26 protein-coding genes are annotated in these 23,916 nt (G+C 68.0%); 16 read left to right on the forward strand and 10 right to left on the reverse strand.

All coding sequences use genetic code 11. The annotated features are described in order from the left end of the window. Positions 1-46: 46 nt before the first annotated feature. The gene (locus U0R18_RS04700; protein WP_526366416.1) at positions 47-556 is read left to right on the forward strand and encodes an SRPBCC family protein; all 510 of its coding nucleotides are present in this window, start codon (positions 47-49) and stop codon (positions 554-556) included. On the opposite strand, the gene U0R18_RS04705 is transcribed toward U0R18_RS04700, so the two are convergent. After that, positions 546-2,069 carry a carboxylesterase/lipase family protein gene (locus tag U0R18_RS04705; RefSeq protein WP_526366418.1) on the reverse strand — a complete coding sequence of 508 codons (1,524 nt, stop codon included), beginning with the start codon at positions 2,067-2,069 and terminating at the stop codon, positions 546-548. The two genes, U0R18_RS04700 and U0R18_RS04705, sit on opposite strands and share 11 nt — an antisense overlap. A gap of 64 nt (positions 2,070-2,133) precedes the next feature. Here U0R18_RS04705 and ypfJ point away from each other — a divergent pair, with 64 nt between their 5' ends. Then, the gene (ypfJ, locus tag U0R18_RS04710; RefSeq protein ID WP_526366420.1) at positions 2,134-3,039 is read left to right on the forward strand and encodes a KPN_02809 family neutral zinc metallopeptidase; all 906 of its coding nucleotides are present in this window, start codon (positions 2,134-2,136) and stop codon (positions 3,037-3,039) included. Positions 3,040-3,229: 190 nt separating this feature from the next. Here the strand turns inward: ypfJ and U0R18_RS04715 are convergent, their stop codons facing one another. After that, entirely contained in the window at positions 3,230-4,123 is an 894-nt protein-coding gene (locus U0R18_RS04715; RefSeq protein WP_526366422.1) for an acyl-CoA thioesterase, read from the reverse strand. 234 nt (positions 4,124-4,357) lie between these two features. Between U0R18_RS04715 and U0R18_RS04720 the strand changes: the two genes are divergently transcribed. From U0R18_RS04720 to U0R18_RS04745, 6 genes are all read left to right on the forward strand, one after another. Beyond that, complete coding sequence (locus U0R18_RS04720) at positions 4,358-4,975, forward strand: TetR/AcrR family transcriptional regulator (RefSeq protein ID WP_526366424.1); 618 nt, start codon at positions 4,358-4,360, stop codon at positions 4,973-4,975. A gap of 139 nt (positions 4,976-5,114) precedes the next feature. Then, positions 5,115-6,347, forward strand: coding sequence for an amidohydrolase family protein (locus U0R18_RS04725; RefSeq protein ID WP_526366426.1), 1,233 nt, complete (start codon positions 5,115-5,117; stop codon positions 6,345-6,347). A 90-nt stretch (positions 6,348-6,437) separates the two neighbouring features. After that, a complete protein-coding gene (locus U0R18_RS04730) occupies positions 6,438-7,577 on the forward strand; it encodes an acyl-CoA dehydrogenase family protein (protein WP_526366428.1) in 1,140 nt (379 codons plus the stop codon). Then, positions 7,574-8,845 (forward strand): acyl-CoA dehydrogenase family protein, encoded by a 1,272-nt coding sequence (locus U0R18_RS04735; protein ID WP_526366430.1) that lies wholly within the window; start codon positions 7,574-7,576, stop codon positions 8,843-8,845. Before U0R18_RS04730 ends, U0R18_RS04735 begins: the two co-directional genes overlap by 4 nt. 97 nt (positions 8,846-8,942) lie before the next feature. Next, on the forward strand, positions 8,943-9,371 hold the full coding sequence (locus U0R18_RS04740) for a nuclear transport factor 2 family protein (RefSeq protein ID WP_526366432.1): 429 nt from the start codon (positions 8,943-8,945) through the stop codon (positions 9,369-9,371). A gap of 32 nt (positions 9,372-9,403) precedes the next feature. Then, on the forward strand, positions 9,404-9,868 hold the full coding sequence (locus U0R18_RS04745; protein WP_526366434.1) for a hemerythrin domain-containing protein: 465 nt from the start codon (positions 9,404-9,406) through the stop codon (positions 9,866-9,868). Here the strand turns inward: U0R18_RS04745 and U0R18_RS04750 are convergent. The 3 genes from U0R18_RS04750 to U0R18_RS04760 all read right to left on the reverse strand — a co-directional run bounded on the left by U0R18_RS04750 (position 9,865) and on the right by U0R18_RS04760 (position 12,521). Next, positions 9,865-10,863 (reverse strand): Rv2578c family radical SAM protein, encoded by a 999-nt coding sequence (locus U0R18_RS04750; RefSeq protein ID WP_526366436.1) that lies wholly within the window; start codon positions 10,861-10,863, stop codon positions 9,865-9,867. The two genes, U0R18_RS04745 and U0R18_RS04750, sit on opposite strands and share 4 nt — an antisense overlap. 37 nt (positions 10,864-10,900) lie before the next feature. Continuing rightward, on the reverse strand, positions 10,901-11,965 hold the full coding sequence (locus U0R18_RS04755) for a class I SAM-dependent methyltransferase (protein ID WP_526366438.1): 1,065 nt from the start codon (positions 11,963-11,965) through the stop codon (positions 10,901-10,903). An 85-nt stretch (positions 11,966-12,050) separates the two neighbouring features. Further along, complete coding sequence (locus U0R18_RS04760; protein WP_526366440.1) at positions 12,051-12,521, reverse strand: Rv2576c family protein; 471 nt, start codon at positions 12,519-12,521, stop codon at positions 12,051-12,053. A 188-nt stretch (positions 12,522-12,709) separates the two neighbouring features. On the opposite strand from U0R18_RS04760, the gene urtA reads away from it, so the two are divergent. The 6 genes from urtA (at position 12,710) to U0R18_RS04790 (ending at position 18,136) form a co-directional block, all read left to right on the forward strand. Next, a complete protein-coding gene (gene urtA, locus U0R18_RS04765; RefSeq protein ID WP_526366442.1) occupies positions 12,710-13,981 on the forward strand; it encodes an urea ABC transporter substrate-binding protein in 1,272 nt (423 codons plus the stop codon). Between the two features lie 62 nt (positions 13,982-14,043). Then, entirely contained in the window at positions 14,044-14,928 is an 885-nt protein-coding gene (gene urtB, locus U0R18_RS04770) for an urea ABC transporter permease subunit UrtB (protein WP_526367427.1), read from the forward strand. Further along, entirely contained in the window at positions 14,925-16,028 is a 1,104-nt protein-coding gene (gene urtC / locus U0R18_RS04775) for an urea ABC transporter permease subunit UrtC (RefSeq protein WP_526366444.1), read from the forward strand. The genes urtB and urtC overlap by 4 nt, the downstream gene beginning before the upstream one ends. 38 nt (positions 16,029-16,066) lie before the next feature. After that, the gene (gene urtD, locus U0R18_RS04780) at positions 16,067-16,828 is read left to right on the forward strand and encodes an urea ABC transporter ATP-binding protein UrtD (RefSeq protein WP_526367429.1); all 762 of its coding nucleotides are present in this window, start codon (positions 16,067-16,069) and stop codon (positions 16,826-16,828) included. Next, positions 16,829-17,521, forward strand: a complete 693-nt coding sequence (gene urtE / locus U0R18_RS04785; protein WP_526366446.1) for an urea ABC transporter ATP-binding subunit UrtE — start codon at positions 16,829-16,831, stop codon at positions 17,519-17,521. It abuts the gene before it with no gap. Between the two features lie 87 nt (positions 17,522-17,608). Beyond that, positions 17,609-18,136: a hypothetical protein gene (locus U0R18_RS04790; protein ID WP_526366448.1), complete on the forward strand. Its 528-nt coding sequence runs from the start codon at positions 17,609-17,611 to the stop codon at positions 18,134-18,136. A gap of 3 nt (positions 18,137-18,139) precedes the next feature. Here U0R18_RS04790 and U0R18_RS04795 read toward each other — a convergent pair whose 3' ends face one another. After that, positions 18,140-18,931 carry a maleylpyruvate isomerase mycothiol-dependent enzyme family protein gene (locus tag U0R18_RS04795; protein ID WP_526366450.1) on the reverse strand — a complete coding sequence of 264 codons (792 nt, stop codon included), beginning with the start codon at positions 18,929-18,931 and terminating at the stop codon, positions 18,140-18,142. A gap of 83 nt (positions 18,932-19,014) precedes the next feature. On the opposite strand from U0R18_RS04795, the gene U0R18_RS04800 reads away from it, so the two are divergent. After that, positions 19,015-19,674, forward strand: coding sequence for a PadR family transcriptional regulator (locus tag U0R18_RS04800; RefSeq protein WP_526366452.1), 660 nt, complete (start codon positions 19,015-19,017; stop codon positions 19,672-19,674). Here U0R18_RS04800 and U0R18_RS04805 read toward each other — a convergent pair. The 3 genes from U0R18_RS04805 to U0R18_RS04815 are packed head-to-tail and all read right to left on the reverse strand — an operon-like array spanning position 19,671 to position 22,339. After that, a complete protein-coding gene (locus U0R18_RS04805; RefSeq protein WP_526366454.1) occupies positions 19,671-20,444 on the reverse strand; it encodes a bestrophin-like domain in 774 nt (257 codons plus the stop codon). The genes U0R18_RS04800 and U0R18_RS04805 overlap by 4 nt on opposite strands. A gap of 13 nt (positions 20,445-20,457) precedes the next feature. Next, a complete protein-coding gene (gene hisS / locus U0R18_RS04810; RefSeq protein ID WP_526366456.1) occupies positions 20,458-21,729 on the reverse strand; it encodes a histidine--tRNA ligase in 1,272 nt (423 codons plus the stop codon). Continuing rightward, positions 21,722-22,339, reverse strand: a complete 618-nt coding sequence (locus U0R18_RS04815; protein WP_526366458.1) for an MBL fold metallo-hydrolase — start codon at positions 22,337-22,339, stop codon at positions 21,722-21,724. Before U0R18_RS04815 ends, hisS begins: the two co-directional genes overlap by 8 nt. A gap of 91 nt (positions 22,340-22,430) precedes the next feature. Here U0R18_RS04815 and U0R18_RS04820 point away from each other — a divergent pair, with 91 nt between their 5' ends. After that, positions 22,431-23,327 (forward strand): peptidylprolyl isomerase, encoded by an 897-nt coding sequence (locus U0R18_RS04820; RefSeq protein WP_526366460.1) that lies wholly within the window; start codon positions 22,431-22,433, stop codon positions 23,325-23,327. A gap of 1 nt (position 23,328) precedes the next feature. On the opposite strand, the gene U0R18_RS04825 is transcribed toward U0R18_RS04820, so the two are convergent. Beyond that, positions 23,329-23,895, reverse strand: a complete 567-nt coding sequence (locus tag U0R18_RS04825; protein WP_526366462.1) for a TetR/AcrR family transcriptional regulator — start codon at positions 23,893-23,895, stop codon at positions 23,329-23,331. Positions 23,896-23,916 lie beyond the last annotated feature (21 nt).

A 23,916-nucleotide genomic window follows, 5' to 3' on the forward strand; every position in this document is an offset into this window, starting at 1 on the left:
GGAAGACGACTGCCCAGTCTAGAGGGGTCCCAGTAGGCTGGCGCCCATGCCCAAGCGCTATCCCTGCCAGCGGGTCGGCCTCGACTTCACCGAGACGGCGCCGTTCCGGTTCGTCAGCACGGTCGACCTGGCGATCACGCCCGAGCAGTTGTTCGACGTGCTGGCCGACGCCGAATCCTGGCCGCACTGGGCATCGGCGATCACCAGGGTCACCTGGACCTCGCCCGAACCCCGCGGCGTGGGCACCACCCGCACCGTGGACATGCGCGGCGGCATCACCGGCGATGAGGAGTTCCTGGCCTGGGAGCCGTTCACGCACATGGCTTTCCGGTTCAACGAGTCCACCACCCGGGCGATCACCGCGTTCGCCGAGGACTACCGGGTGGTCCGGACGCCCACTGGCTGCCACCTGACCTGGGTGATGGCCATGAAACCGAACGGTCTGGCCGGCCGGCTCGGGATGACGCTGGGCCGGCCGGTGATGGGCTGGCTGTTCCAGCGATTCCTGTACAACCTGCGCAGCTACGGCGCCGCCCGGTTCGCCGTCAACCGCTGACGCCCAGAGGCTGAAAACCCTCAAACCCGTTGCCGTGCAGGCCCTCCCAGGCGAGGCGGCGCACCGCGTCGGGATCGTCGACGGTGGCGTCGCGCGTCGTGCCGATGATCCGGACAGCCCGGCGCGGAACCCGATACTGCGGCCAGTCCGGGCCGGGCGGGTTGCCGCCGACGAACTCCAGCCAGTACCGCTGCATGCGCCGCCCCACCGCTGGCGGCACGTGCCGGCCCAGCGGGTGCAGCTTGCGGCCGAGGTAGGAGCCGTAGCTGTGGTGCACGTGCACGATCTCACTGCCGTGCGTGGCGCCCAGGCCCAGCGCCCGCAGCGTCGACGTGACGTGGTCGAAGCGATAGACAAAAGTCGGCGCGCACGCGCTGTAGGCGTCGGCGAACGCCCATGTCGGGGCACCGAACATGACGTCGGAGCCGAACGTCACCAGCGCGCGCCGGCGCGGATAGCCCGGGTACGCCGCCAGCATCCGCTCGCGGTCGTCGGGAGCCACCCGGGCGAAGTAGTCGTCGACCAGCGGTGCGGTGGTGGGCAACATCGGCGGGCGCGACCAGGCGAACATCGAGGCCTCATGACTGTTGGTGCCGACGATCAGCGGCAAGGGTGCCATGGCGCCGGCGCGTGCCGCCGGGACCGGATGGTGCGGCAGCAGCTCGGTGCCGTGGGTGAGCCCGTAGGCCAGCGTCGGCGAGGTCCCGACGCTGCGCAGCTGTTGGCGCCCGGCCGCCCGGCGCAGGTCGCGCTGCGGCAGCTCCTTGAGTTCGGCCGGCGCCACGCCCAGGTCGGCGACGAATCGCTGCGCCTGTTCAGCCCGGGTGTCGTGGTCGGCGATCAACGGCAGGGCCGGAGACTGCGCGATGGCGCGGCCGAACAGTCCCTGGGCCGCGGGGCTGGCCAGCAACGCCAGCACCGACGTCGCACCCGCCGACTCCCCGAACACCGTCACCCGGTCGGGGTCACCGCCGAACGCGGCGATGTTGTCGCGCACCCACTCCAGTGCCGCGATCTGGTCACGCAGGCACAGGTTGTCGTCGAAACCCTCTCCGAGGGAACCGAGTTCGAACCCACCGAACACGCCGATCCGGTACGTCACATTGACCACCACGACGTTGCCGTTGGCTGCCAGCCGCGACCCGTTGTACAGCTGGAACTGACCGGCCCCGAACACGAACGCACCGCCGGGGATCCACACCATGACGGGCAGCGCGGCGCCCGGATCGGGCGACCACACCGTCAGCGTCAGGCACGCCTCGTCGCGATGTTTGGGATCGTCGCGGCCGGCGCCGACGAATGTCTTGCCCTGCGGTGGCAGCGGACCGTGCCGGGTGGCGTCGCGAACGCCCTCCCACGACGGCAGTGGGCCGGGCGCCATGAAACGCCGGGCACCGACGGGCTGCTGTGCGTACGGCACGCCGCGCCACACCGCGACCGCCCCTTCCCGCGTCCCGCGGACCGCACCGGTCCGGGTGACGACGGTGGTCTCAACTCGAGCAACGACGGCCACGGCAAAATCGTAGTGTGCAAAGCTGTACGGCAAAGCGATGCAGCGTGACCTCGAAGGGGCCAGCATGACCTTCAACGAAGGTGTCCGGATCGACACCAGCCGCACCTCGACCAGCGGGGGCGGTGGCGGCTTCCCGGGGGGTGGCGGCGGTATCGCTGTCGGCGGCGGCATGGTCGGGCTGGTGATCCTGCTGCTCACGCTGTTCCTGGGCGGCGATCCCGGTTCGGTGCTCAGCCAGCAGGCCATCGAACCGCAGGGCGGCGTCGACGCACCCGGTTTCGACCTCAACCAGTGCCGAACCGGCAAGGACGCCAACGAGAAGATCGAGTGCCGGATGATCGCTACCGGCAACTCCGTCGACGGCGTGTGGAGTCAGCTGATGAAGGGCTACACGCCTCCCCACATGAAACTGTTCAAGGGCCAGACCAATACCGCGTGCGGGGCGGCCACCTCCGACGTCGGCCCGTTCTACTGCCCCGCCGACCAAGTGGCGTATTTCGACACCGACTTCTTCGATGTGCTCACCAAGCAGTTCGGTTCCAGTGGTGGCCCGTTGGCCCAGGAGTACGTGGTGGCCCACGAATACGGCCATCACGTCCAGAACCTGCTGGGCGACATCGGAAAGGCGCAGCAGGGTCCGCAGGGCGCCGAGGGCAACAGCGTGCGCACCGAGTTGCAGGCCGACTGCTACGCCGGGGTGTGGGCGCACTACGCCGCCATCACCAAGCAGCCCGGCACCGACGTGACCTTCCTGCAGCCGTTGAGCGACAAGGACATTGCCGATGCGCTGTCGGCGGCGTCATCGGTGGGCGACGACCGGATCCAGAAGCAGGCCACCGGCCGGGTCAACCCGGAGTCCTGGACGCACGGCTCGTCGTCCGAACGTCAGGCGTGGTTCACCGTCGGCTACCAGACCGGTAACCCGAACAAGTGCGACACCTACAACGCCCGCGACCTCGACCACCCGTAGGGCTGACTTTTTTCCGTGAGCGTGCGTGTCGGTACGCGACACGCCGCCCCGCCGCGAACTTTTCGGCACCCTCGCACCGCGCCCGACGCGAACGATGCACCCGCCCGTCCGGCTACGAGGGTGCACAGAAGTACAGGTATCCCCGGCGAGTCGCGGACCTACACGCACACTCGCCGGGGAGATCGACCACCTACAGGCGGGACTGCGCCTTGATCGCGTTGTCGGTGGTGCGCAACGGGCGGATCAGCGCGTCCTGCGTGAACGACGCGAGCAGCCGGCCGTCCTCGGTGTGCACGGTGCCGCGCACGTAGGACATCCCGCCACCCACCTGGGTGCTCTCATGGGTGTAGAGCAGCCAGCCGTCCCAGTGGAACGGTTCGTGGAACGACACAGTGACGGTCATCGGTGCGGTGGAGACCGTCAGGTGTGCCTGCGCGGTTCCGATGCCCTCGTGAGCCCGCATCGTCGTCGAAATACCAAGGTGCCCGGTGAAATACGCGACCAGCGCTTTGGCCAGATCGTCGCGGGCCGGCACCGGGTCGTAGTGCAGCCAGGCGTACAGCTCGGGCGGGCCGACCTCGTCGGGGCTGTTGACGTCGACCACGTCGACCAGCCGCAGCTGGCGCCCCGTCATCGGCATCTCGGAGACGTTCGCCTGGTCCGGGCCGGCCACGGCCGGCTTCGGCAGCTCGTGACGGATCACGTCTTCGGACGGCACATCGGCGAGCACCGTGACGGTGATGCAGCGCTTCCCGTTCTGGGTGGCGGTCACCAGCGCCGTGGCGGTGGAGCGGCCTTCATGGAACACGTCGATCCCGAGTTCGACCGGCGCACCGACCATCACCGCGCGGCTGAACACCGCCGTAGCCGTGCGGACCGACTTGTCCGGAAAGCGTTTGGCCACAGCCACGATCGCCTGCGCCAGTACCTGGGTGCCCTCGACCACCTGCCGGTCGTCCTGGCCCGCCAGGCCGGTCTCGGCGAGCACGACATCATCGCCGTCGCTCCTCCCGCTGAACGGCACATCGAACAGGTCGAGCAAACCCTGCAGCGTCCACACCGCGCTGCCCGATTCGGTTGTCATTCTGCTTTCGCCCTTCTCCCACGATTCATGTTGGTACACAACGGATCACACACAGCAGTCAGATGCCGGCGGGTCAGGGTGCGCCATCGCGCGAGGCCTGCGGCCCGCCTTGGGTTCCACACAGTAGTCCGCGGCGCACGTCGCGGCCAACCCTCCACACCCGGGCGTCCGAGCTGTACCCTCGTGCTCCAACGGCGCGGACATCTGCACCGCGCACGACCTTCAGGGGACGCCATGGCCAAGCCCAACGGCTCCGGCGCGAACTCGCCGGTGGCGGAGTCGCGCGCCGAGAGCTTCATGCGCTCGGCCCTGGACATCCTGGGCGAGACGGGCGGCACCGACTTCACCGTGCTGGACGTCGTGCAGCGCTCGAAGACCTCCCTGCGGGCCTTCTACCAGCACTTTGCCACCAAGGACGAACTGCTGCTGGCGCTGGTCGAGCGGATCATGATCGACGCGACGACGCGCTGGCGTGCCGAGACCGCGGAGATGTCCGCCACCGACGCATTGCGGCGGCTCGTCGAACGGATCAGCGCCCCAGCGCATTCGAGCACCCAGGACAGCATCAACCGGGGCCTGAGCTACTACAACGACCACCTGCTGCAGACCCGGCCGCGCGAGTTCGCGCTGGTCCTGCGGCCATTGCACGAGCTGGTGGTAGAGATCCTGCGCCGCGGCGTGACCGAGGGCGCCTTCCGCGCCGACCTGGATCTCGACGCCGACGCGGCGGTCCTGACGCAGAGCATCCTGGGCGCCCTGCGGCTACGCGGCCTCGGCACCGACCTGACCGGAACGGTCATTGAGAGCGATCACGTCTTCACGTTCTGCCTGCGCGGCCTGACGGCCGTCTGAGCTGCGAAAACAACCGCACCGAACCGCCCCTGGCCCCGCACCGGCCTCTCATGGTAATCTTGTTACCACCGAGCGGTAATGCCATTACCAGCGCCGCCCACCCAATGCCCACAGTCAGCCATCCCAGGAGTTCGTCACCATGCCGTCACGCATCCTCGACTATCCGGTCTTCGACGCCGACAACCACTTCTACGAGCCCAAAGAGGCGCTCACCAAGTTCCTGCCGGCCAAGCACAAGGGCGTCATCGACTACATCGACGTGCACGGCCGCACCAAGATCGTGGTGCGCAACCACATCAGCGACTACATCCCGAATCCCACCTTCGAGGTGGTCGCGCGACCGGGCGCCCAGGAGGAGTACTTCCGGCACGGTAGCGGCGGCAAGAGCTACCGCGAGGTCATGGGCAAGCCGATGAAATCCATTCCGGCGTTTCGTGATCCGGCCGCCCGGCTCGAGGTGATGGACGGGCTGGGCCTGGACTACACGCTGATGTTCCCGACGCTGGCCAGCCTGGTCGAGGAGCGCCTCAAGGACGATCCGAACCTGATCCACGACATCATCCACGCCCTCAACGAGTGGATGTACGAGACCTGGCAGTTCAACTACGAGGACCGCATCTTCTCCACCCCGGTCATCACGCTGCCGATCGTCGACCGCGCACTCGAGGAGCTCGAGTGGTGTCTCGAGCGCGGCGCGAAGACCGTGCTGGTGCGCCCGGCCCCGGTACCCGGCTTCCGGGGAACACGCTCCTTCGGCACCGAGGAGTTCGATCCGTTCTGGCAGGCCTGCGTGAAGGCCGGCATCCCCGTCGCAATGCACGCCTCGGACTCCGGCTACGCGCAGTACCTCAACGACTGGGAGCCGGCCGACGAGTTCCTGCCGTTCAAGCCCACCTCGTTCCGGATGGTGGCGATGGGCAAGCGGCCCATCGAGGACACCATGGCCGCGCTGGTCTGCCACGGCACGTTCACCCGCAACCCCGACCTGCGCATCCTGTCCGTCGAGAACGGTGCATCCTGGGTGCCCTACCTCTTCTACCAGTTCAAGGACGTCTTCTCGAAGATGCCGAACGAGTTCCCCGAGGATCCGGTGGAGGCCTTCCGGCGCTGCGTGTACGTCGCTCCGTTCTGGGAGGACGACTTCAAGAAGATGGCCGAGCTGTGCGGCATCGACCGCGTGATCTTCGGTTCGGACTGGCCGCACCCCGAGGGTCTGGCCGACCCGATCAACCTGGTCGACGACCTGGTGGCGCACGGCCTCGACGACGAGGGCGTGAAAAAGGTGATGGGACGCAATATGGTCGACCTGTTCAAGGTCGACAACAAGGTGGTCTACAAGCCGGACGTCCCGGCGCTCGTCCTCCCCGCCTGAGATCGCCCGACGCTCCGGCGCGAGCGTGCGCACAAGTGTGCGGCACGCCGCGCGGGAGCGGACCAACACGCACACTCACCGAGGACCACGATGACCGACGTCGCCAATCCCGAACAGATGCTGTTCGCGTCGACCACGCAGGCTTTCCTGGACAAGGAAGCCCCGCTGACGCGGGTACGCGAGCTGCACGCCGCCGACGAATCGTACGACCCCGGCTGGTGGCAACGCGCCGCCGAGCTGGGCTGGGCCAGCCTGCTGGTCCCCGAAGAACTTGGCGGAGGCAGTGTTTCGGGTGACGGCGTGGCCGATCTGGCGCTCGTCGCCGAGCAGGTGGGGCGCTCGGTGGCACCCGGGCCGTTGCATCCGGTGAGCGTGGTGCTCGCCGGTCTGGTCGAGGCGCCCGAGGGCCACGGCGACACCATCGAGGCCCTGGTGGCCGGTGAACTCGTGGCGTCCTGGGCGGTCTACGAACCCGGCCGGCCCTTCGACCCGACCGCGTCGGCAACAACGGCCACCCAGACGGCGTCCGGCTACCGCATCGACGGCGTCAAGGACCGTGTCGAGGCCGGCGACCGGGCGGGCGCGCTACTGGTCACTGCCAACTGCGACGGCACGCTGCGTCAGTTCGTGGTGCCGGCCGACACCGCCGGCGTCACCGTCACCCCGCAGCGCTCACTGGACATGGTCAAGATTTACGCCCGAGTGCAGTTCGACGGTGTCGAGATCGGCAGCGACGCCGTCGTCGGCAGCGCCGAGCAGACGCCGGCCATCATCGAGCGACAGCGCCAGGTCGCACTGATACTGCAGTGCGCCGAACTCGTCGGCATCCTGGACACCGTGCTCGGCTTCACCACCCAGTGGCTCACCGACCGGCACAGCTTCGGCCGACCGCTCTCGTCCTACCAGGCGCTCAAGCACCGCTTTGCGAACGACAAGATGTGGTTCGAGGCGGCCCGGGCCACCACCGCCGGTGCGGTGGCCGCGGTGGCCGGCCGCTCGCCCGACGCCCCCAAACTGGTCAGCATCGCGAAAGCCTATGTGGCCGAACGAACCCCGGTGATCCTGCAGGACTGCGTGCAGCTGCACGGCGGCATCGGCGTCACCTGGGAGCACGACCTACATCTGTTCCTGCGCCGCGCGGCGCTGTACCGGGCGATGTTCGGCTCCCCCGAGGACCACTACCGCACCGTGTACGAACTCAGCCGGAAGCAGGAGGACGTCCACGCATGACCGAGACCGTGACAACGGCCACCGAGGTTGGCGAAATGCCGGAATCCGTAACAGAATTCGCGGCCCGGGCCCGAACCTGGCTGGCCGAGAACATGACCCGCATCGACCCGGACAACCCGCCGTTCTTCGTGCGGGCCGAGCAGTCGTCGTGGGACCGCGCCACCGAAATGCAACGCAAGCTGCACGCCGGCGGCTTCGCCGGCATCTGCTTCCCCCGCGAATACGGCGGCCTGGGGCTGGACCTCGCGTACCAGCAGGCCTTCGACGCCGAATGCCGCACCTACGAAATGCCGCTGATCCTCAACGTCCCGAGCTTCACCATCTGCGCGGCAACCATCCTCGACATGGGCAGCGAACAGCAGAAGCGCGACCGCATCTCGGCCGCCATCCGCGGCGAGGAGATCCTCTGCCAGCTGCTCAGCGAGCCCAGCGGCGGCTCGGACCTGGCCGGCGTCATCACGCGCGCCGACCGCCAGGGCGACAAGTGGATCATCAACGGCGCCAAGACCTGGAGCACCAGCGCCTTCGCCGCCGACTATGGCCTGATGCTGGCCCGCACCGACTGGAACGTGCCCAAGCACGAGGGCCTGACCATGTTCTTGGTCCCGCTGAACTCCCCCGGCATCACGATGCGCCGGATCAAGGAGGTCAACGGCAACGAGGAGTTCTGCGAGGAGTTCTTCGACGGCCTCGAGCTCGGTGACGACGCCGTGGTGGGCGAGGTCAACGGCGGCTGGGCCGTGGCATCGCGGCAGCTGCACCATGAGCGGCGCGCGGTCGGCGGCGGTTCGGAGTTCGCCAGCGGACGCGGCGCCGAGAACGCGTCCGAGATGCCGCCGGACTATGTGGCGATCGCCGAGGCCACCGGTCAGTCCGACGAGCCACGGGTCCAGGAGCTCGCCGGGCGGGCGCTGGTGCACCGCGAGGTCAAGGAGCAACTGATCCAACACGTGTCGACGTCGATCGCGACCGGAGCGCTGCCGCCCAACGCCGGCACCCTGATCCGGTTGTTCCACGCCGACACCACCGAACTCGAGGTCGACACCGCGCTGGCCATCGCCGGAACCGCGGGCGTCATCGACGAGACCGGCGACGGCGGAGTGTTCGACGTGGGCGTGCGCTACCTGTCCCGGCAGACGGGCTCGTTGGGTGGCGGCAGTTCCGAGATGGCCCGCAACGTGATCGCCGAGCGCATCCTCGGCTTCCCCCGCGAGTTGGCCGCCGACCGCGGAGTCCCCTTCAACCAGGTCAAACGCGGCCGCCAGTAACCCCGAAACGTCCGTTTGGGCGAAAAAGTGCGAGAGCCCGCCACCATTTCGTCGGTCTCGGCGAAGGCAGAGTGAACACTCTGGCTAAGGTGTCCACATGACGAGCCAACCCGCCATCGACACCTCCCCCGCCCTCGCCGCTTCACGGGCGTCCTGGGCCGCCGTCAACGCCGGCGACAAGGCGGCCTGGCTGGCCCTGATGGCCGACGACGTGCTCATCGAGGATCCGATCGGCGAGGCCCCCACCAACGCCGACGGCACCGGCATCCGCGGCAAGGCCGCGGTCGGCGTCTTCTACGACGACACCATCGGCAAGACCACGGTGCGCAGCGTCAAGGCCGAGGAAACCTTCCCGTCCAGCTCGCCCGACGAGATCGCCCACATCCTCAATCTGCACTTCGAGTTCGACGGCGGATTCACCACCGACGTCCGCGGGATCTTCACCTACAAGGTCGACGCGGCCGGGCTGCTGACCAACCTGCGCGGCTACTGGAACATGGATTCCATGACGTTCGGCCAGGCCTAGGAACCACTGCGGCGGGCGGGGACAATGGACCCGTGTGCCACTACTGCGGCTGTCGCGAGATTCCACTGCTTCGGGATTACATCGCCGAGCACGAGCGGGTGATCAACCACGGCGGTGCCGCCGTGCGGGCTCTCGACCAGGGCGACCCCGCACGGGCCCACGCCGAGGTCGCGTCGATGTACGACGAGCTCCGCGCGCACTGGCAGGGCGAGGAAGACGGTCTGTTCGCGGTGATGATGTCCGACGAGCTGTTCGCCGAGCACATCACGCCGCTCATCGCCGAGCACCGCGAACTGGCCACCCTGCTGGAGTCCGTCGACCTGACCTTCGCCGCGGATCAGGACCGGTTCCGGGCAGCGTTCGACGAACTCTACGAGCACATCGCCAAGGAGGAGGACGGGCTGTTCCCGGCGTCGCTCACCGCACTGGACGGCGACGCGTGGGACACCGCGATCCTGGCCTGGCGGCGGGCACATCCAGGTGCCGAGCCGCTCTAGAAAAGCGTGGGCTGCAACAGTTCTGGAGCCGCCAACGGCGGCTCCAGCCGGCGCTGCCGACCGCTCAACCCGTACCGGGCGATCAACGGGGCGGCCCGTTCCCGCAGCGTCCGCCGGTACTCCTCCGGCAGATATGCGCCCCGCCGGTACAACCGCCGGTAGGGCCCGACCAGGTCGGGCCGGGCGCGCGCCAGCCACTCCATGAACCACGGCCGCGTCGCACCCCGCAGATGCAGCCCGAACACGGTGACGCCCGTTGCCCCCGCGGCACTGATCCGGGCCAGCAGATCGTCGAGGTGCGCAACCGAATCCGTCAGATACGGCAGCACGGGAGCGACCATGACGTGGCAGTCCAGGCCGGCGTCGCGGATCGCGGTGATCAGCTCGAGCCGGGCAGCGGGTGTGGGCGTGCCCGGTTCCAGATCACGGTGCAGATCGGCGTCGCCGACCGCCAGGGAAACCGCCACCGAGACCGGAACCTCCGCGTCGACCAGCAGGGGCAGGTCGCGTCGCAGCAGCGTCCCCTTGGTCAGTATCGACATCCCGGTTCCCGAATCACGCAGCGCCGCAATGATTCCCGGCATCAGTGCATACCGACCCTCGGCCCGCTGATAGGGGTCGGTGTTGGTGCCGAGCGCAACGGTCTCGCGACCCCACGACGGCCGGTGCAGTTCGCGGCGCAGAACGTCGACCACGTTGGTCTTGACCACGATCTGGGCGTCGAAGTCGGCCCCGGCGTCCAGATCGAGGTACTCGTGGGTGGGCCGCGCGAAGCAGTATCGGCAGGCGTGCGAGCATCCGCGGTAGGCGTTGACGGTGAACCGGAAGGGCAGGACGGCACTGTCGGGCACCTTGTTCAGCGCCGATTTGCACAGCACTTCATGGAACGTGATGCCCTCGAACTGCGGGGTGCGCACGGTGCGCACGAATCCGATCCGAGCGAGGCCGGGCAGGGCGCCGTCGTCCACCCCGATCCGTTGAGCTTCCCAGCGCATGACCTATGCGAACATGTGTTCGATCCGGTGTCAAGTGTCAGGGGCGGGCTTCGAAGACGAGGTTGAACGGCGTCTCCGCCACTCGGCCGAACCGGCTGAAGCCACCCTGGGCGACCATCACCTCGGCGAGCCGGTGTTCGCCGGCCTGCGCGCCCAGCGCCGGTCCCTGCCGCGCGAGCGATACCGGAACGCAGATCATCGTGGAGGCGCCGTAGAAGATCCGGCCCACCGGGTTGAGATTGTCCGCGACGCTGTCACCGGCTGCCGGTTCGACCAGCAGGCAGTGGCCGTCCGGTTTCAGCGCCGCCCTGGCGTGCCGGGCCGCACCGGCTGGATCGGCCATATCGTGCAGGCAGTCGAAGAACGCGATCAGGTCGTAGCCGTCGCCGGAATAGGACCCAGAATAGGAAACGGCGTCCGCGACCTCGAAGCTCGCGTTGGTCACCCCCAGTGCGGCCGCGTGCTCGCGTGCGGTGACCACCGATGGTTCGTGATAGTCGATGCCCACGAACTCCGAACGCGGAAACGCCTGTGCCATCAGGATTGTCGTCACCCCGTGTCCGCATCCGACATCGGCGACGGACCCGCCGGCGGCCAGTTTGTCCACCACTCCGTCCATGGCCGGCAGCCATTCGGCGAGCAGGCTGGCGTTGTAACCGGCCCGGAAGAACCGCTCGGCGGCCCGGAACAGACAGGGGTGATGCTCGCCCCATTCCATTCCGGCGCCGCTGCGGAAATTTGCGACGGCCCGATCCCTGACGTGGAACAGGTCCTCGACGATGGAGTAGGCCGCCGGCAGATCGATGGGGCCCGAATCGTCGGCGAGACAGAGCGCCTGCTCGGCGTTCAGGTAATAGACGTCGCGCTCGGCGTCGTATTCGACGTAGCCGCCCGCGGCCTGATTCGCCAGCCACTCCCGGACATATCGTTCGTTCGTTCCGGTGTTCGCGGCCAGCTCAGCGGAGGTCGACGACCCGGCCGCCAGCGCGCGGTACAACCCGAGCTCGTCACCGATGAGCACCAGCGCGGCGCCCACCGCGGCGCCCAAGTCTCCCAATGCCTTGCCGATGAAGGCATTCAGCTTGTCTTCGTCCAGGGCCATTGCTCACTTCACCCCGAATCACGCCTGACCGAGCAACTCCCTCGAAACTACACCTCGACGCAAGGGGTGACGGTGACGACGAAGGTCACCAGTTGGACAGCTGGCACCGCGGGTTGTACGGCTGCTGATCGTGGGCCACCGAGTGCCCGTCGACAGCGATGTCGCACGAGACGTTGGGGGCGGCCTGACCGCCGTGCGTGGTGCTGCTGACGGTCAGGATCGCCCACTGCGGATCGGCCAGGTTCGCCGAGAATGTCCAGGGCACGCCCGGGGCCAGTGCCACGGGAACCCGCTGGACGAATGAATAGGCGTCCGCGTTGTAGGCGGCCTTGCTCGGCGGCTGGTTCACCAGGTAGAAGAGCTCGACCTGGCCGGGACCGTCGGCGGTCACCGTGTAGACGACATTGCCGCCGGGGGCCGGAGCCGGCGCGGGGGCGGGCTGCTCGGGAGCCGGGGCGGGCGCCGGCTCGGGATCGGCATATGCCGTGCCCTGACCGAGTACGACGGCGGTGGCGGTCAGCGCGAGGGCAGCCGCAAGTCGGTGTGTGGTGGCCATGTACCTCATATCTGCCCACGCTACCGAAGCGTTACGGCACCGCGCCGTTCCGATTCGCCGGAATACCGATCGAGCGGCAGGTTTACCGGGACGTGACACACAGATATTTCCCAGAAACACGAACGCCCTAGCGTCCGCCTTGGCGCCCATGGTTGCGCGCCCGATCCCACCTCCACGAAAGGCTGTCGATGCCCAGTTCTGCGTGTCCCCCACTGAGAAGGCCGGCCCTGGCGGCAGGCAGCGTCCTCGCCACGGCGGCGCTCCTGCTCGCCGGCTGCGGCAGCAAGGCCACCGAGGAGTCCACCGGCGCCGCCGGATCCGAGTCCTGCGTCGACACTTCCGGCTCGAAGATCAAGGTGGGATCGCTGAACTCGCTGTCGGGCACCATGGCCATCTCCGAGGTCACCGTGCGCGACGCCATCAAGCTGGCCGTCGACCAGATCAACGAAAAGGGCGGCGTGCTGGGCAAGCAGATCGAACTGGTCGGCGAGGACGGCGCATCCGATCCCGCGGTCTTCGCACAGAAGGCCGAGAAGCTGATCAAGGACGACTGCGTGGCCGCGGTGTTCGGCGGGTGGACGTCCTCGAGCCGCAAGGCGATGCTGCCGGTCTTCGAGTCGAACGACTCGCTGCTGTACTACCCGGTGCAGTACGAGGGCCTCGAGGCGTCGAAGAACATCTTCTACACCGGTGCCACCACCAACCAGCAGATCGTGCCGGCGCTGGACTACCTCGAGCAGAAGGGCGTCAAGTCGCTCTACCTGGTGGGCAGCGACTACGTGTTCCCGCAGACCGCCAACCGCATCATCAAGGCCTACGCCGCGGCCAACGGGATCGAGATCAAGGGAGAGGACTACACCCCGCTGGGCTCCACCGACTTCTCCACGATCGTCAACAAGGTCCGCGCCTCCAATGCCGGGGCGGTGTTCAACACCCTCAACGGCGACTCCAACGTGGCGTTCTTCAAGGAGTACACGAATGCGGGCCTGACGCCGGAGAAGATGCCGGTGGTGTCGGTGTCCATCGCCGAGGAGGAGGTCACCGGCATCGGCGCGGACAACATCAAGGGCCAGCTGACCGCGTGGAACTACTACCAGACCGTGGACAACCCGGTGAACAAGGCGTTCGTCGACGCCTACAAGGCCAAGTACGGCGCCGACAAGCCGACGTCGGACCCGATGGAGGCCGCCTACGTATCGGTGTACCTGTGGAAGAACACCGTCGAGAAGGCGAAAGCCTTTGACACCAAGGCAATTCAGGACAACGCCGGCGGTGTCACGTTCGACGCACCCGAGGGTCTGGTCACCATCGACGGCGAGAACCACCACATCACCAAGACTGCGCGGATCGGCGAGATCCATCCCGACGGCCTGATCTACACGATCTGGGAATCACCCGGGCCGATCGAGCCGGACCCCTTCCTGAAGTCCTACCCGTGGGCCGCCGGGCTGTCCGGCTGACGTATGCCCGACTGCCTCGCTCCTCCTCACCCGCCTACGGCGGCCGCATCGTCGGCTCGGCGATGGAAATACTGATCGGACAGCTGGCAACGGGATTGAGCCTCGGCTCGATCCTGTTGCTGGCCGCCCTCGGTCTGGCCCTGACCTTCGGCCAGATGGGCGTCATCAACATGGCGCACGGCGAGTTCATCATGGCCGGCTGCTACACGGCCTTCGTGGTGCAGAAGTTCATCGCCAATGCCGGTGTCTCCCTGCTGGTTTCGCTGGCCCTGGGATTCCTGGTCGGCGGACTGCTCGGCGCGCTGCTCGAGGTGACGCTGATCCGGCGGATGTACCACCGGCCACTGGACACCCTGCTGGTGACCTTCGGCGTCGGGCTGATCCTGCAGCAGGTCGCCCGTGACGTCTTCGGCGCGCCGGCGGTGAACGTCACCGCACCGGCCTGGCTGTCCGGCGGGGTGGAGATCCTGGGCGCGGTGGTGCCCAGGACCCGCATCTTCATCCTGGTGCTGGCCATCGTCTGCGTGACGGTGCTGGCGGCGGCGCTGAAGCACTCCCCCATGGGACGGCGTATCCGCGCGGTGGTCCAGAACCGCGACCTCGCCGAGACCAGCGGCATCTCGTCGCGCCGGACCGACATCACCACGTTCTTCATCGGGTCCGGCCTGGCCAGTGTCGCCGGTGTGGCGCTCACGTTGATCGGCTCGACCAGTTCGACCACCGGTCAGGCCTACCTGATCGACGCATTCCTGGTGGTGGTAGTCGGGGGCCTCGGTCAGATCAAAGGCACCGTCATCGCGGCCTTCGCGCTGGGCATCCTGAATTCGTTCATCGAGTACAGCACCACCGCGTCACTGGCCAAGGTGATCGTCTTCGTCATCATCGTGATCTTCCTGCAGGTCCGTCCGCAGGGGTTGTTCACCGTGCGCACAAGGAGTCTCGTATGAGAACGTTCGTGGGGCGATGGCAGACCTGGGCGGGTTTCGCGGTCGCGGCCGTCCTGCTGTTCGGGGTGGCACCGGCCGTCCTGAGCAGCTTCCGCCTCGGACTGCTGGGCCAGTATCTGTGCTACGCGATCGTCGCCGCCGGCATCGGGCTGGCCTGGGGCCGCGGCGGCATGCTCGTGCTGGGTCAGGGCGTTTTCTTCGGGCTGGGCGCCTACATGATGGGCATGCACCTCAAGATCGCCGACGCGGAGGTCCGCAAGCAGGCGGTACCGGATTTCATGCAGATCGCCGGCACCACGAAACTGCCCGCGTTCTGGGAGCCGTTCAGTTCGGTGGCGTTCACACTGCTGGCCATCGTCGCGTTACCCACGGTGATCGCCGTCCTGCTGGGCCTGGGCGTGTTCAAGCGCCGCGTCAAGGGCGCCTACTTCGCGATCCTGTCGCAGGCGCTGGCGGCGGCGCTGGCGATCCTGCTCGTCAACCCGTCGTTCCATCTCGGTGGCAGCAACGGCCTCAACGGTTTTCGGACGTTCTTCGGTTTCCGGCTGTCGGATCCGGTGAACCGGCAGATGCTGTACTTCATCGCCGCAGGAATGCTGCTGATCGCGGTGGCGGTGGTGCGGCAGTTGATGCAGAGCCGGTACGGCGAACTTCTGGTGGCGGTCCGCGACGGCGAGGAGCGGGTGCGCTTCCTGGGTTACGACCCGGCCAACGTGAAAGTGGTGGCCTACACCGCGGCCGCACTGTTCGCCAGTGTCGCCGGCGCGCTCTTTGCGCCCATCATCGGCTTCATCACGCCCGCGCAGGTGGGCGTCGTGCCGTCGATCATGTTCCTGATCGGCGTGGCGATCGGCGGGCGCACCACGTTGCTGGGCCCGGTCCTCGGCGCGATCGCGGTCGCCTGGGCGCAGACCACGTTCTCCGAGCGTTTCCCGTCGGGGTGGACCTACGCCCAGGGGTTGCTGTTCATCGTGGTGGTGGGCTTCCTCCCGGCCGGCCTCGCCGGCCTCGGCACGCTGCTGAAGCGCTGGCGCCGACGTGACACCGAACCTGCTCCGGCACCCGAACCTGAACCCGAGAAAGTGGGGGCGAGCACGTGAGTACCGACGTCGAGCCCGTCGCCGGCGGCAATGTCGGCATGGGCAGCGAGTATCTCGAAGTGCGTGGCCTGACAGTCGATTTCGACGGATTCAAGGCGGTCAGCGAGGTCGACCTGACCCTCTTCCAGGGCGATCTGCGCTTCCTGATCGGCCCCAACGGCGCCGGCAAGACCACCGTGATCGACGCCATCACCGGCCTGGTGGGGGCCACGGGTTCGGTCAACAAGTCCGGGGTCGAACTGCTGGGCAAGAAGGTGCACCAGATCGCCCGATTCGGGGTGGGCCGCACCTTCCAGACCGCCTCGGTGTTCGAACAGCTCACCGTGCTGCAGAACCTGGACATCGCCGCCGGGGCCGGCCGGTCGTGGTGGACCCTGCTGCGACGGCGGCACGGCGTGCTGCCGGCCATCGAAGAAGCACTGGAGACGATCGGGCTGGCCGGGCTGGCCGACAAACCTGCCGGTGTGCTGGCGCACGGGCAGAAGCAGTGGTTGGAGATCGGGATGCTGCTCGTGCAGAACGCCGATGTGCTGCTGCTCGACGAGCCGGTGGCCGGGATGAGCGCCGAGGAACGCGAGGAGACGGGAAACCTGTTGCGCCGCATCGGTGCCGAGCGCACCGTGGTGGTCGTCGAACACGACATGGACTTCATGCGGGCGTTCGCGACGTCGGTGACGGTGCTCGCGCGGGGCCGGGTGATCGCCGAGGGCACCGTGGCCGACGTCCAGGCCAATCCGAAGGTGCAGGAGGTCTACCTCGGTACGGCGGCGGCGGGAACCGAAGATCTGGAGGCGTCCTAGATGCTGCAACTCGCGGATGTCCGCACCGGCTACGGCCGCTCCGAAGTGATCCACGGGGCGAGCATCGAAGTGCCGTCCGACGGGGTGGCCGCCGTGATGGGCCACAACGGGGCAGGCAAGACCACTTTGCTGCGGGCGGCGGTCGGATTGCTCAAATGTTCTTCCGGCGCAGTGCTTTTCGACGGCGAGGACATCACCCGGCTGCGCCCGTCCGCGCGCGTGAGGCGTGGGCTGGCATACGTGCCGCAGGGCCAGCAGTCCTTCGGGCAGCTGACCACGATGGAGAATCTGCAGGTAGTGGCCGACGGCCGGCGGGGCGGTGCCGCGCTGATCGACGAACAGCTCGACCTGTTCCCGGCCCTCAGGGAACTGCTGACCCGCCGGGCCGGTCTGCTGTCGGGCGGCCAGCGCCAGCAGCTCGCGATCGCGCGGGCCCTGATCACCTCCCCGAAGGTGCTGATCCTCGACGAGCCGACAGAGGGCATCCAGCCGTCGGTGGTCGCCGAGATCGAGGCCACCATCACGGAGTTGACCCGCCGGGGCGATCTGGGCGTGCTGCTGGTCGAGCAGCACATCGGCTTCGCACTGGAGGCCGCGCAGCGCTACTACATCCTGGAAGCCGGCCGGGTAACCCATTCCGGCGCAGGCGGTTCCGCCTCGGAATCCGATGTTCGTGCGGCCATGGCGATCTAGATCCCATCCCCGGTGACCGTGCGTGTCGGTCCGCATTCGCACGGCGTGTCGTGCACTTTTGCGCACCCTCGCGGGCAGACTCACCTCATGACCGAGGCGCACCCTCCACGCATCCTCGCCGACACCGGTGGTCTGCTGGTCACCGACGACGGCCGTCGTGTCGTGGTCATCGACCGGCGCACCGGCGCGCTGTCGACGCTGGCGTTCGTGCTCGGTGTCATCACACTGGTTGTGGCGGGCTTCGGATTGGTCGCGACGCTGACCGACATGCCATCCCGACCGCTCGGCATCGCGTTCCTGGGTGCCGGACTGCTCGCGGCGGTGCTGACCTTCCTGACGGTTCGTGCGATCCGCGCGCGCCGGGCCCGGCCACCGGGCGAGTGCCGCCCGGTGGCGGTGCTGGACCGAAAGCTCGGCCTGTTCAGCTATCCGAACAGCCCGCTGCTCCCCCTGGACCAGGTTCGCTTCGAGCGCCGGATCCAGATCGGTTCCAGCTCACCGAAACTCATCGCGGTCAGCCCGGCCGGCACCTATGTGATCAAACGCGGTAACCCGTTCGACGGTGGGATCGGGCGGATCGACGAGATGCTCGACACTGTGGCGCGAGGCGGCTAGGGGTCAGACACGCTCGATGCACGATTGCACCTTGAGCGCGCGCCACGGCCGGCGGCCACCGACGATCAGCAGGCCGCGGCGAGCCGCCGTCAGCGGGCCGATGCGTTGATAGAGCATGCGCGTGAAGGTCGACGCGGGCAACCGCAGCACCGCATCGGCACGATCGTCGGACCGGCGCGCCCGCGCGTCGACCGTATCGTCGTGCAGGTGCATGAAATACGGCCGCGCCCCGGGCACCAGGAAGATGGTCCGGATGCCGTCGCCCGGGCAGCTGCCGGGACGGACGAAGCCCGGGGCAATCTGCATGAGCCCCCTTGCGACCAACAGCATGTCACGCTCGCTGATCTCCCAGGGGCGCCCCACCGCGCGGGCGATGTCTTCACCGTGCAGGAGCAGCTCGCCCAGCCAGTTGGTCTGCGTGGTGATGCCGTCGATACTGACACCCCCGTGGAACGGCAATACCTGGCCGTGGCCGGACACGGTGTCGAAGAAATCACTCATCTCTGGCTCCAGTTCGCGGATGCGGTCCGCGATCTCGGGTAGCGATCCTGAGACTGATTGCAGCTCATCATCATTGAGACTTGGAATGCCCGACCGATCCGCCATGCGGAATCCGCCGGTCCGAGCGATCGAACTGTATCGCTGGACGATGGTCACCATATGCGCACCGACCTGTGCGACGGTCCAGTCCATGCCGCGCGGACGATCGTGCGGACTGGCTGTCCTGATCAACTGGTCGAACCGATCCTGGGCCTCTGCGATCCGCTCGCGAAGTTCGTCGCGATCGGTGTCCACCAGACCGACGTATTCTGTCACCACCCCAACCCCCTTGCTCCAATGTGGAGTAACATTACTCCACATTGGAGTAGAGTCAAGGGGTGGCTTCCACTCCGAGCGCCTCCTCCTTCGCCGTGCTGGGCCTCCTGGCCGTCCAACCGTGGTCGGCGTATGAACTTGTCGCACAATCCAAACGCAGCCTGCACTACTTCTGGCCGCGCTCGGAGGCGCATCTCTACGCCGAACTCAAGAAGATCGTCGAACGGGGGCATGCGACCGTCGAGGTGGTCGAGAACGGAAACCGCCAGCGCTCGCGCTACTCGATCACCGACGCCGGGCGCGCCGCACTGGCCGACTGGCTGGGGACCGCTCCTGCCCCACCGACCGTCGAGGCCGAGATGCTCGTGCGCACGCTGCTCGCCGACCAGGGCACGATCACGGACTTCCGTACGGCCCTGGAGAACACGACCGACCGAACTCTCGAAACACTCAGCGCCGCTGTGGCACTGGGTGAGGATCTACTCGAGACCGGCGGACCGTTCCCCCAACGCCTACACCTGACGGAGCGTGCGGTCGCTTTCTATGGCGAGTTCCTGAAGCTGGTGATCGATTGGTGCGATGAGACCATGGCGGTGACATCCACCTGGCCCGACACCCAATGCATCGGCCTCGACGACGCCGCGCGGCGACGGATGGCGACGCTGGTCGCCGAGGGACACGAGCGGATCGGGCGTGCTCAGCGGCACGCCCGCGCCGACTAGGTGCCGTTGTCGACGGAGTCGAACACCTGCACCGACTGTTCGAACGGCGCCGGGGTGACGCCGACCTGGTAACCGAACGGGTGGTCCAGCCAGTAGACGATGTAGAGCAGCAGGCAGAGCAGGGTCGCGACGGCAGTGGTCAGCACCAGGTGGCCGCGCCGGCTCTCCATGGGCGTGAACCCCGTCAGGCCGATCAAAACGATCCCCCCGAACACCAGCCCGGTCCACAACAACCCGGGGATACGCGGACGCGCATCCAGGACCCGGATGTTGCGCTGCGACGTCAACGTGGTGACCTGGGCCAGGATCTCACCCTCGATCGGGCTGGCCCCTTCGTCGGTGGGCCGGCTGCCCAGGACGCGGTACAGATCGGTGATGGTCGTCCGCGCGGTGGCGCTGGCGTCGTCCCGGCCCTGAGCGGTCCACTCCCCCTTGGTTGCCGTCGTGTAGGTGCGCAGCATTTCCCGAACCCTGGCCTGCTCCGGCGCAGGCAGCGCCACGGTCTGCCGGTACATCGTCGCCAGCGTGGACGCCTCGTTGGCGACGTTGGCCTCGGCGGACGAGAACTGTTCCCAGGCAACGACGACGGTAAAACCCAATAGCGCTCCGTATACCAGTGCGACGGTGGTGATGAACGGAGCCAGCGGAGATTTCAGTTCACTGCCCCTGGACCGCTTGAATCTGTGGGCCAGCCAGATGCTCACCACCGACAGGCCCGCTGCCACCGCGACCACCAGCACAACGGACAACCAGAGCGCTGTCACTCCCATCGACGCCATCGGGCTACCGATCCGCTCCGGCCAACCGCGAAAGAACCTCTGCGACAACCGAATCAGCTGCCACATCGACCTGCTCACCGGTCGCCAGATCCTTTACGCCCACGGTGCCGGCCTCGATGTCGCGATCACCGGCCACCAAGGCCAGCGCCGCGCCGGAGCGGTCGGCCGCCTTCATCGCGCCCTTCATGCCGCGATCGCCGTAGGCCAGATCCACCCGAACACCGGCCGAGCGCAGCTGCGCGCCCAGCACCGCCAACGACCGTTTTGCCTCGTCCCCCAACGGAACACCGAAGACCTCGACCCGCGAGCCGGGACCGGCCGTCACACCCTCGGCCTTCAGGGCCAGCAGGGTGCGGTCGACGCCCAGGCCGAAACCGATACCGGAGAGGTCCTGACCGCCCAGTTCGCGCATCAGGCCGTCGTAGCGGCCGCCGCCGCCGATCCCGGACTGCGCTCCCAGCCCGTCGTGCACGAACTCGAAGGTGGTCTTGGTGTAGTAGTCCAGTCCGCGCACCATGCGTGGATTGATCACGTACGGCACCCCGAGCGCATCCAGATGCGTCAGCACGGTGTCGAAATGGGTGCGCGACTCCGGGGACAGGTGATCGAGCATGACCGGCGCGTCGGCGGTCAGCTCCCGGACCTCCGGGCGCTTGTCGTCGAGCACCCGCAGCGGGTTGATCTCGGCGCGCTGACGGGTGGCTCCATCGAGATCGAGCCGAAACAGATACTCCTGCAACAACTCCCGATAGGCCGGGCGGCAGGTGTCATCGCCCAGCGAGGTGATCTCCAGCCGGAACCCGGTCAGCCCCAGGGACCGGAACCCGGCGTCGGCGATCGCGATCACCTCGGCGTCCAGCGCCGGATCGTCGACGCCGATCGCCTCGACCCCGACCTGCTGCAGCTGCCGGTAGCGCCCGGCCTGCGGGCGCTCGTACCGGAAGAACGGGCCCGAGTAGCACAGCTTGACCGGCAGTGCGCCGCGGTCCAGACCGTGCTCGATCACCGCGCGCATCACCCCGGCGGTGCCCTCCGGGCGCAGCGTCACCGATCGATCCCCACGGTCGGCGAACGTGTACATCTCCTTGGACACCACGTCGGTGGACTCGCCGACGCCCCGGGCGAACAGCGCGGTGTCCTCGAAGATGGGCAGCTCGACGTCGCCGTAGCCGGCGCGCCGCGCCGTGGCCAGCAGACCGTCCCGCACCGCGACGAACTGGGCCGACTCCGGCGGCAGGTAGTCGGGCACGCCCTTGGGCGCTCTGAACTCAGTCACGGGACAGATCCTTGCAGTACGGGTTGAATCGGCGTTCGCCGCCGATGGTCGTCGAGGTGCCGTGCCCCGGTAGTACCACGGTGGCGTCCCCGAGCACCAACAGTTTTGCACCGACGGACCTCAGCAACGCCGCCCGGTCGGCGTCCGGCGCGCCGCGGCCCACCCAGCGGAAGCCCAGGGTGTCACCCGTGAACGCCACCTCCGCCGGGCCCTCGTCGGTGTCCGCGGTGACGCGGTAGGTGACCGAGCCCGGCGTATGCCCCGGCGTGTGGTCGACCGCCACGTCGATCCCCGCGACCGACAGCACGGCCCCGTCGGCCACCGCGCGGACGTCCGTGGGCGGCTCGTCGAGCAGGTCGACGTCGGCGGGATGCAGGTAGACCGGGACGTCCCAGCCCGTACACAGGTCGAATACGGCGCCGCTGTGACCGGGGTGGCCGTGGGTCAGCAGGACCGCCGCCGGAGTGAGGTCGTTGACGGTGAAGTAGTACTCGAGCGTGCCGACTGCTTCGTCGCCCGGGTCGATCACGATCGCCGGACCCGACGCCCGAGCGGCCACCAGATAGCAGTTGGTCTCGTGCGGGCCGACGGCAAAACCGGTTATCAGCACGCCGACCAGTGTCCACCCCGCTCAGATTCACCTCAGAATCGGCTGGCAGACTCCTTGCGGACCGCACTACCGACCGTGGAGGACAGCACCGGTGCCCACCAACGAACAACGGCGCGAGACCGCCAAGCGCAAGCTGGAGCGTCAGCTGGAACGCCGGGCGGAGAAGGCCCGCCGGCAGCGGCTCGCGGCGATCATCGGATCCGTGCTCGCCGCGCTGGTGGCCGTGGCCGTGGTGGTCGGCCTGGTGTGGATGAACAAGAGCAAGGACGACAAGGGCGGCGCGGGCACCGCGACGGCCTCGGCCGCCCCCGAGACCACCGCCAACGCCGGCCCCAGCACCGCGCCGGCCGCCGACGGCAAGCTACCGCCGTTCACCGCGTCGGCCAATCTCGGCGCCAACTGCCAGTACCCGGCAGAGGGCACCGCGTCCAAGCCGGCCACACCGCCGAAGGCCGGCAAGGTGCCGACCGATCCCGCGCAGGTCAGCGTCAGCATGTCCACCAGCCAGGGCAATATCGGGTTGCAGCTGGACAACGCCAAGTCGCCCTGCACGGTGAACAGCTTCGCCAGCCTGGCTCAGCAGGGGTACTTCAACGACACCCCGTGCCACCGGCTCACCACCGCACCCGGTCTGGGGGTGCTGCAGTGCGGCGACCCGACCGGGCTGGGCACCGGGGGCCCCGGCTACAAGTTCGACAACGAATACCCGACCGACCAGTACCCCGCGGACGCCCCGGAGGCCCAGCAGCCGGTGACCTATCCGCGCGGCACCCTGGCGATGGCCAACGCCGGCCCGGGCACCAACGGCAGCCAGTTCTTCCTGGTGTACAAGGAGTCCCAGCTGCCGCCGCAGTACACGGTGTTCGGCACGATCGACGAGACCGGTCTGGCCACCCTGGACAAGATCGCCGGCGCCGGGGTCAAGGGCGGCGGCGACGACGGCGCCCCGAACGTCGACGTCCGGGTGAAGTCGATCCAGCTGGACTGAGTCAGCGCGCCGCGACGACGCGGGCGGCGGCCTCGACGGCAGCGGCCCGGCGCGCGGCGAGAAGTTCCGCGTCGTCGGTGACGGCATCCGGGTGCGGGGACTGCGCCCAGGCCAGCCCGATCCCGAACAGCAGGGCCAGCAGATCGAGCGGTGACCACATCGGGTCGACCAGCCCGACGGCCTGCGCGCTCTCGATCGCCGCGACGGCGTGTGCGGGCGGCGCGTCGGCCTCGAACTGCGGTTCGGTCAGCGCCAGCCCCTCCAGCCGGGCCCAGGTGATCATCCGCAGCAGCGCGGGGTGCTCGATGGCGAGATCGTGGACCTCGCCGGCGAACTCGGCGATGTTCTCCGGGACCAGGCGGACGGACGCGAAGTAGGCCTGCCCATCGGCGGCCACCACCTCGCGGAACAGCGACTCCTTGTCGCCGAAGTGGGCGTACAGGCGTTCCTTGCTGGCGTGCGCCGCACGGGCGATTCGGTCGATCCGGGATCCGGCGAGCCCGTACTGCGCGAACTCGGCCCGGGCGGCGTCCAGGATCTCGTCACGTAGCTGGGTCGTCGATCTCACAGCGTCATCATAGCCAGACGA

The sequence above is a fragment of the Mycobacterium sp. genome (genome assembly GCF_046330795.1).
GTDB lineage: Bacteria > Actinomycetota > Actinomycetes > Mycobacteriales > Mycobacteriaceae > Mycobacterium.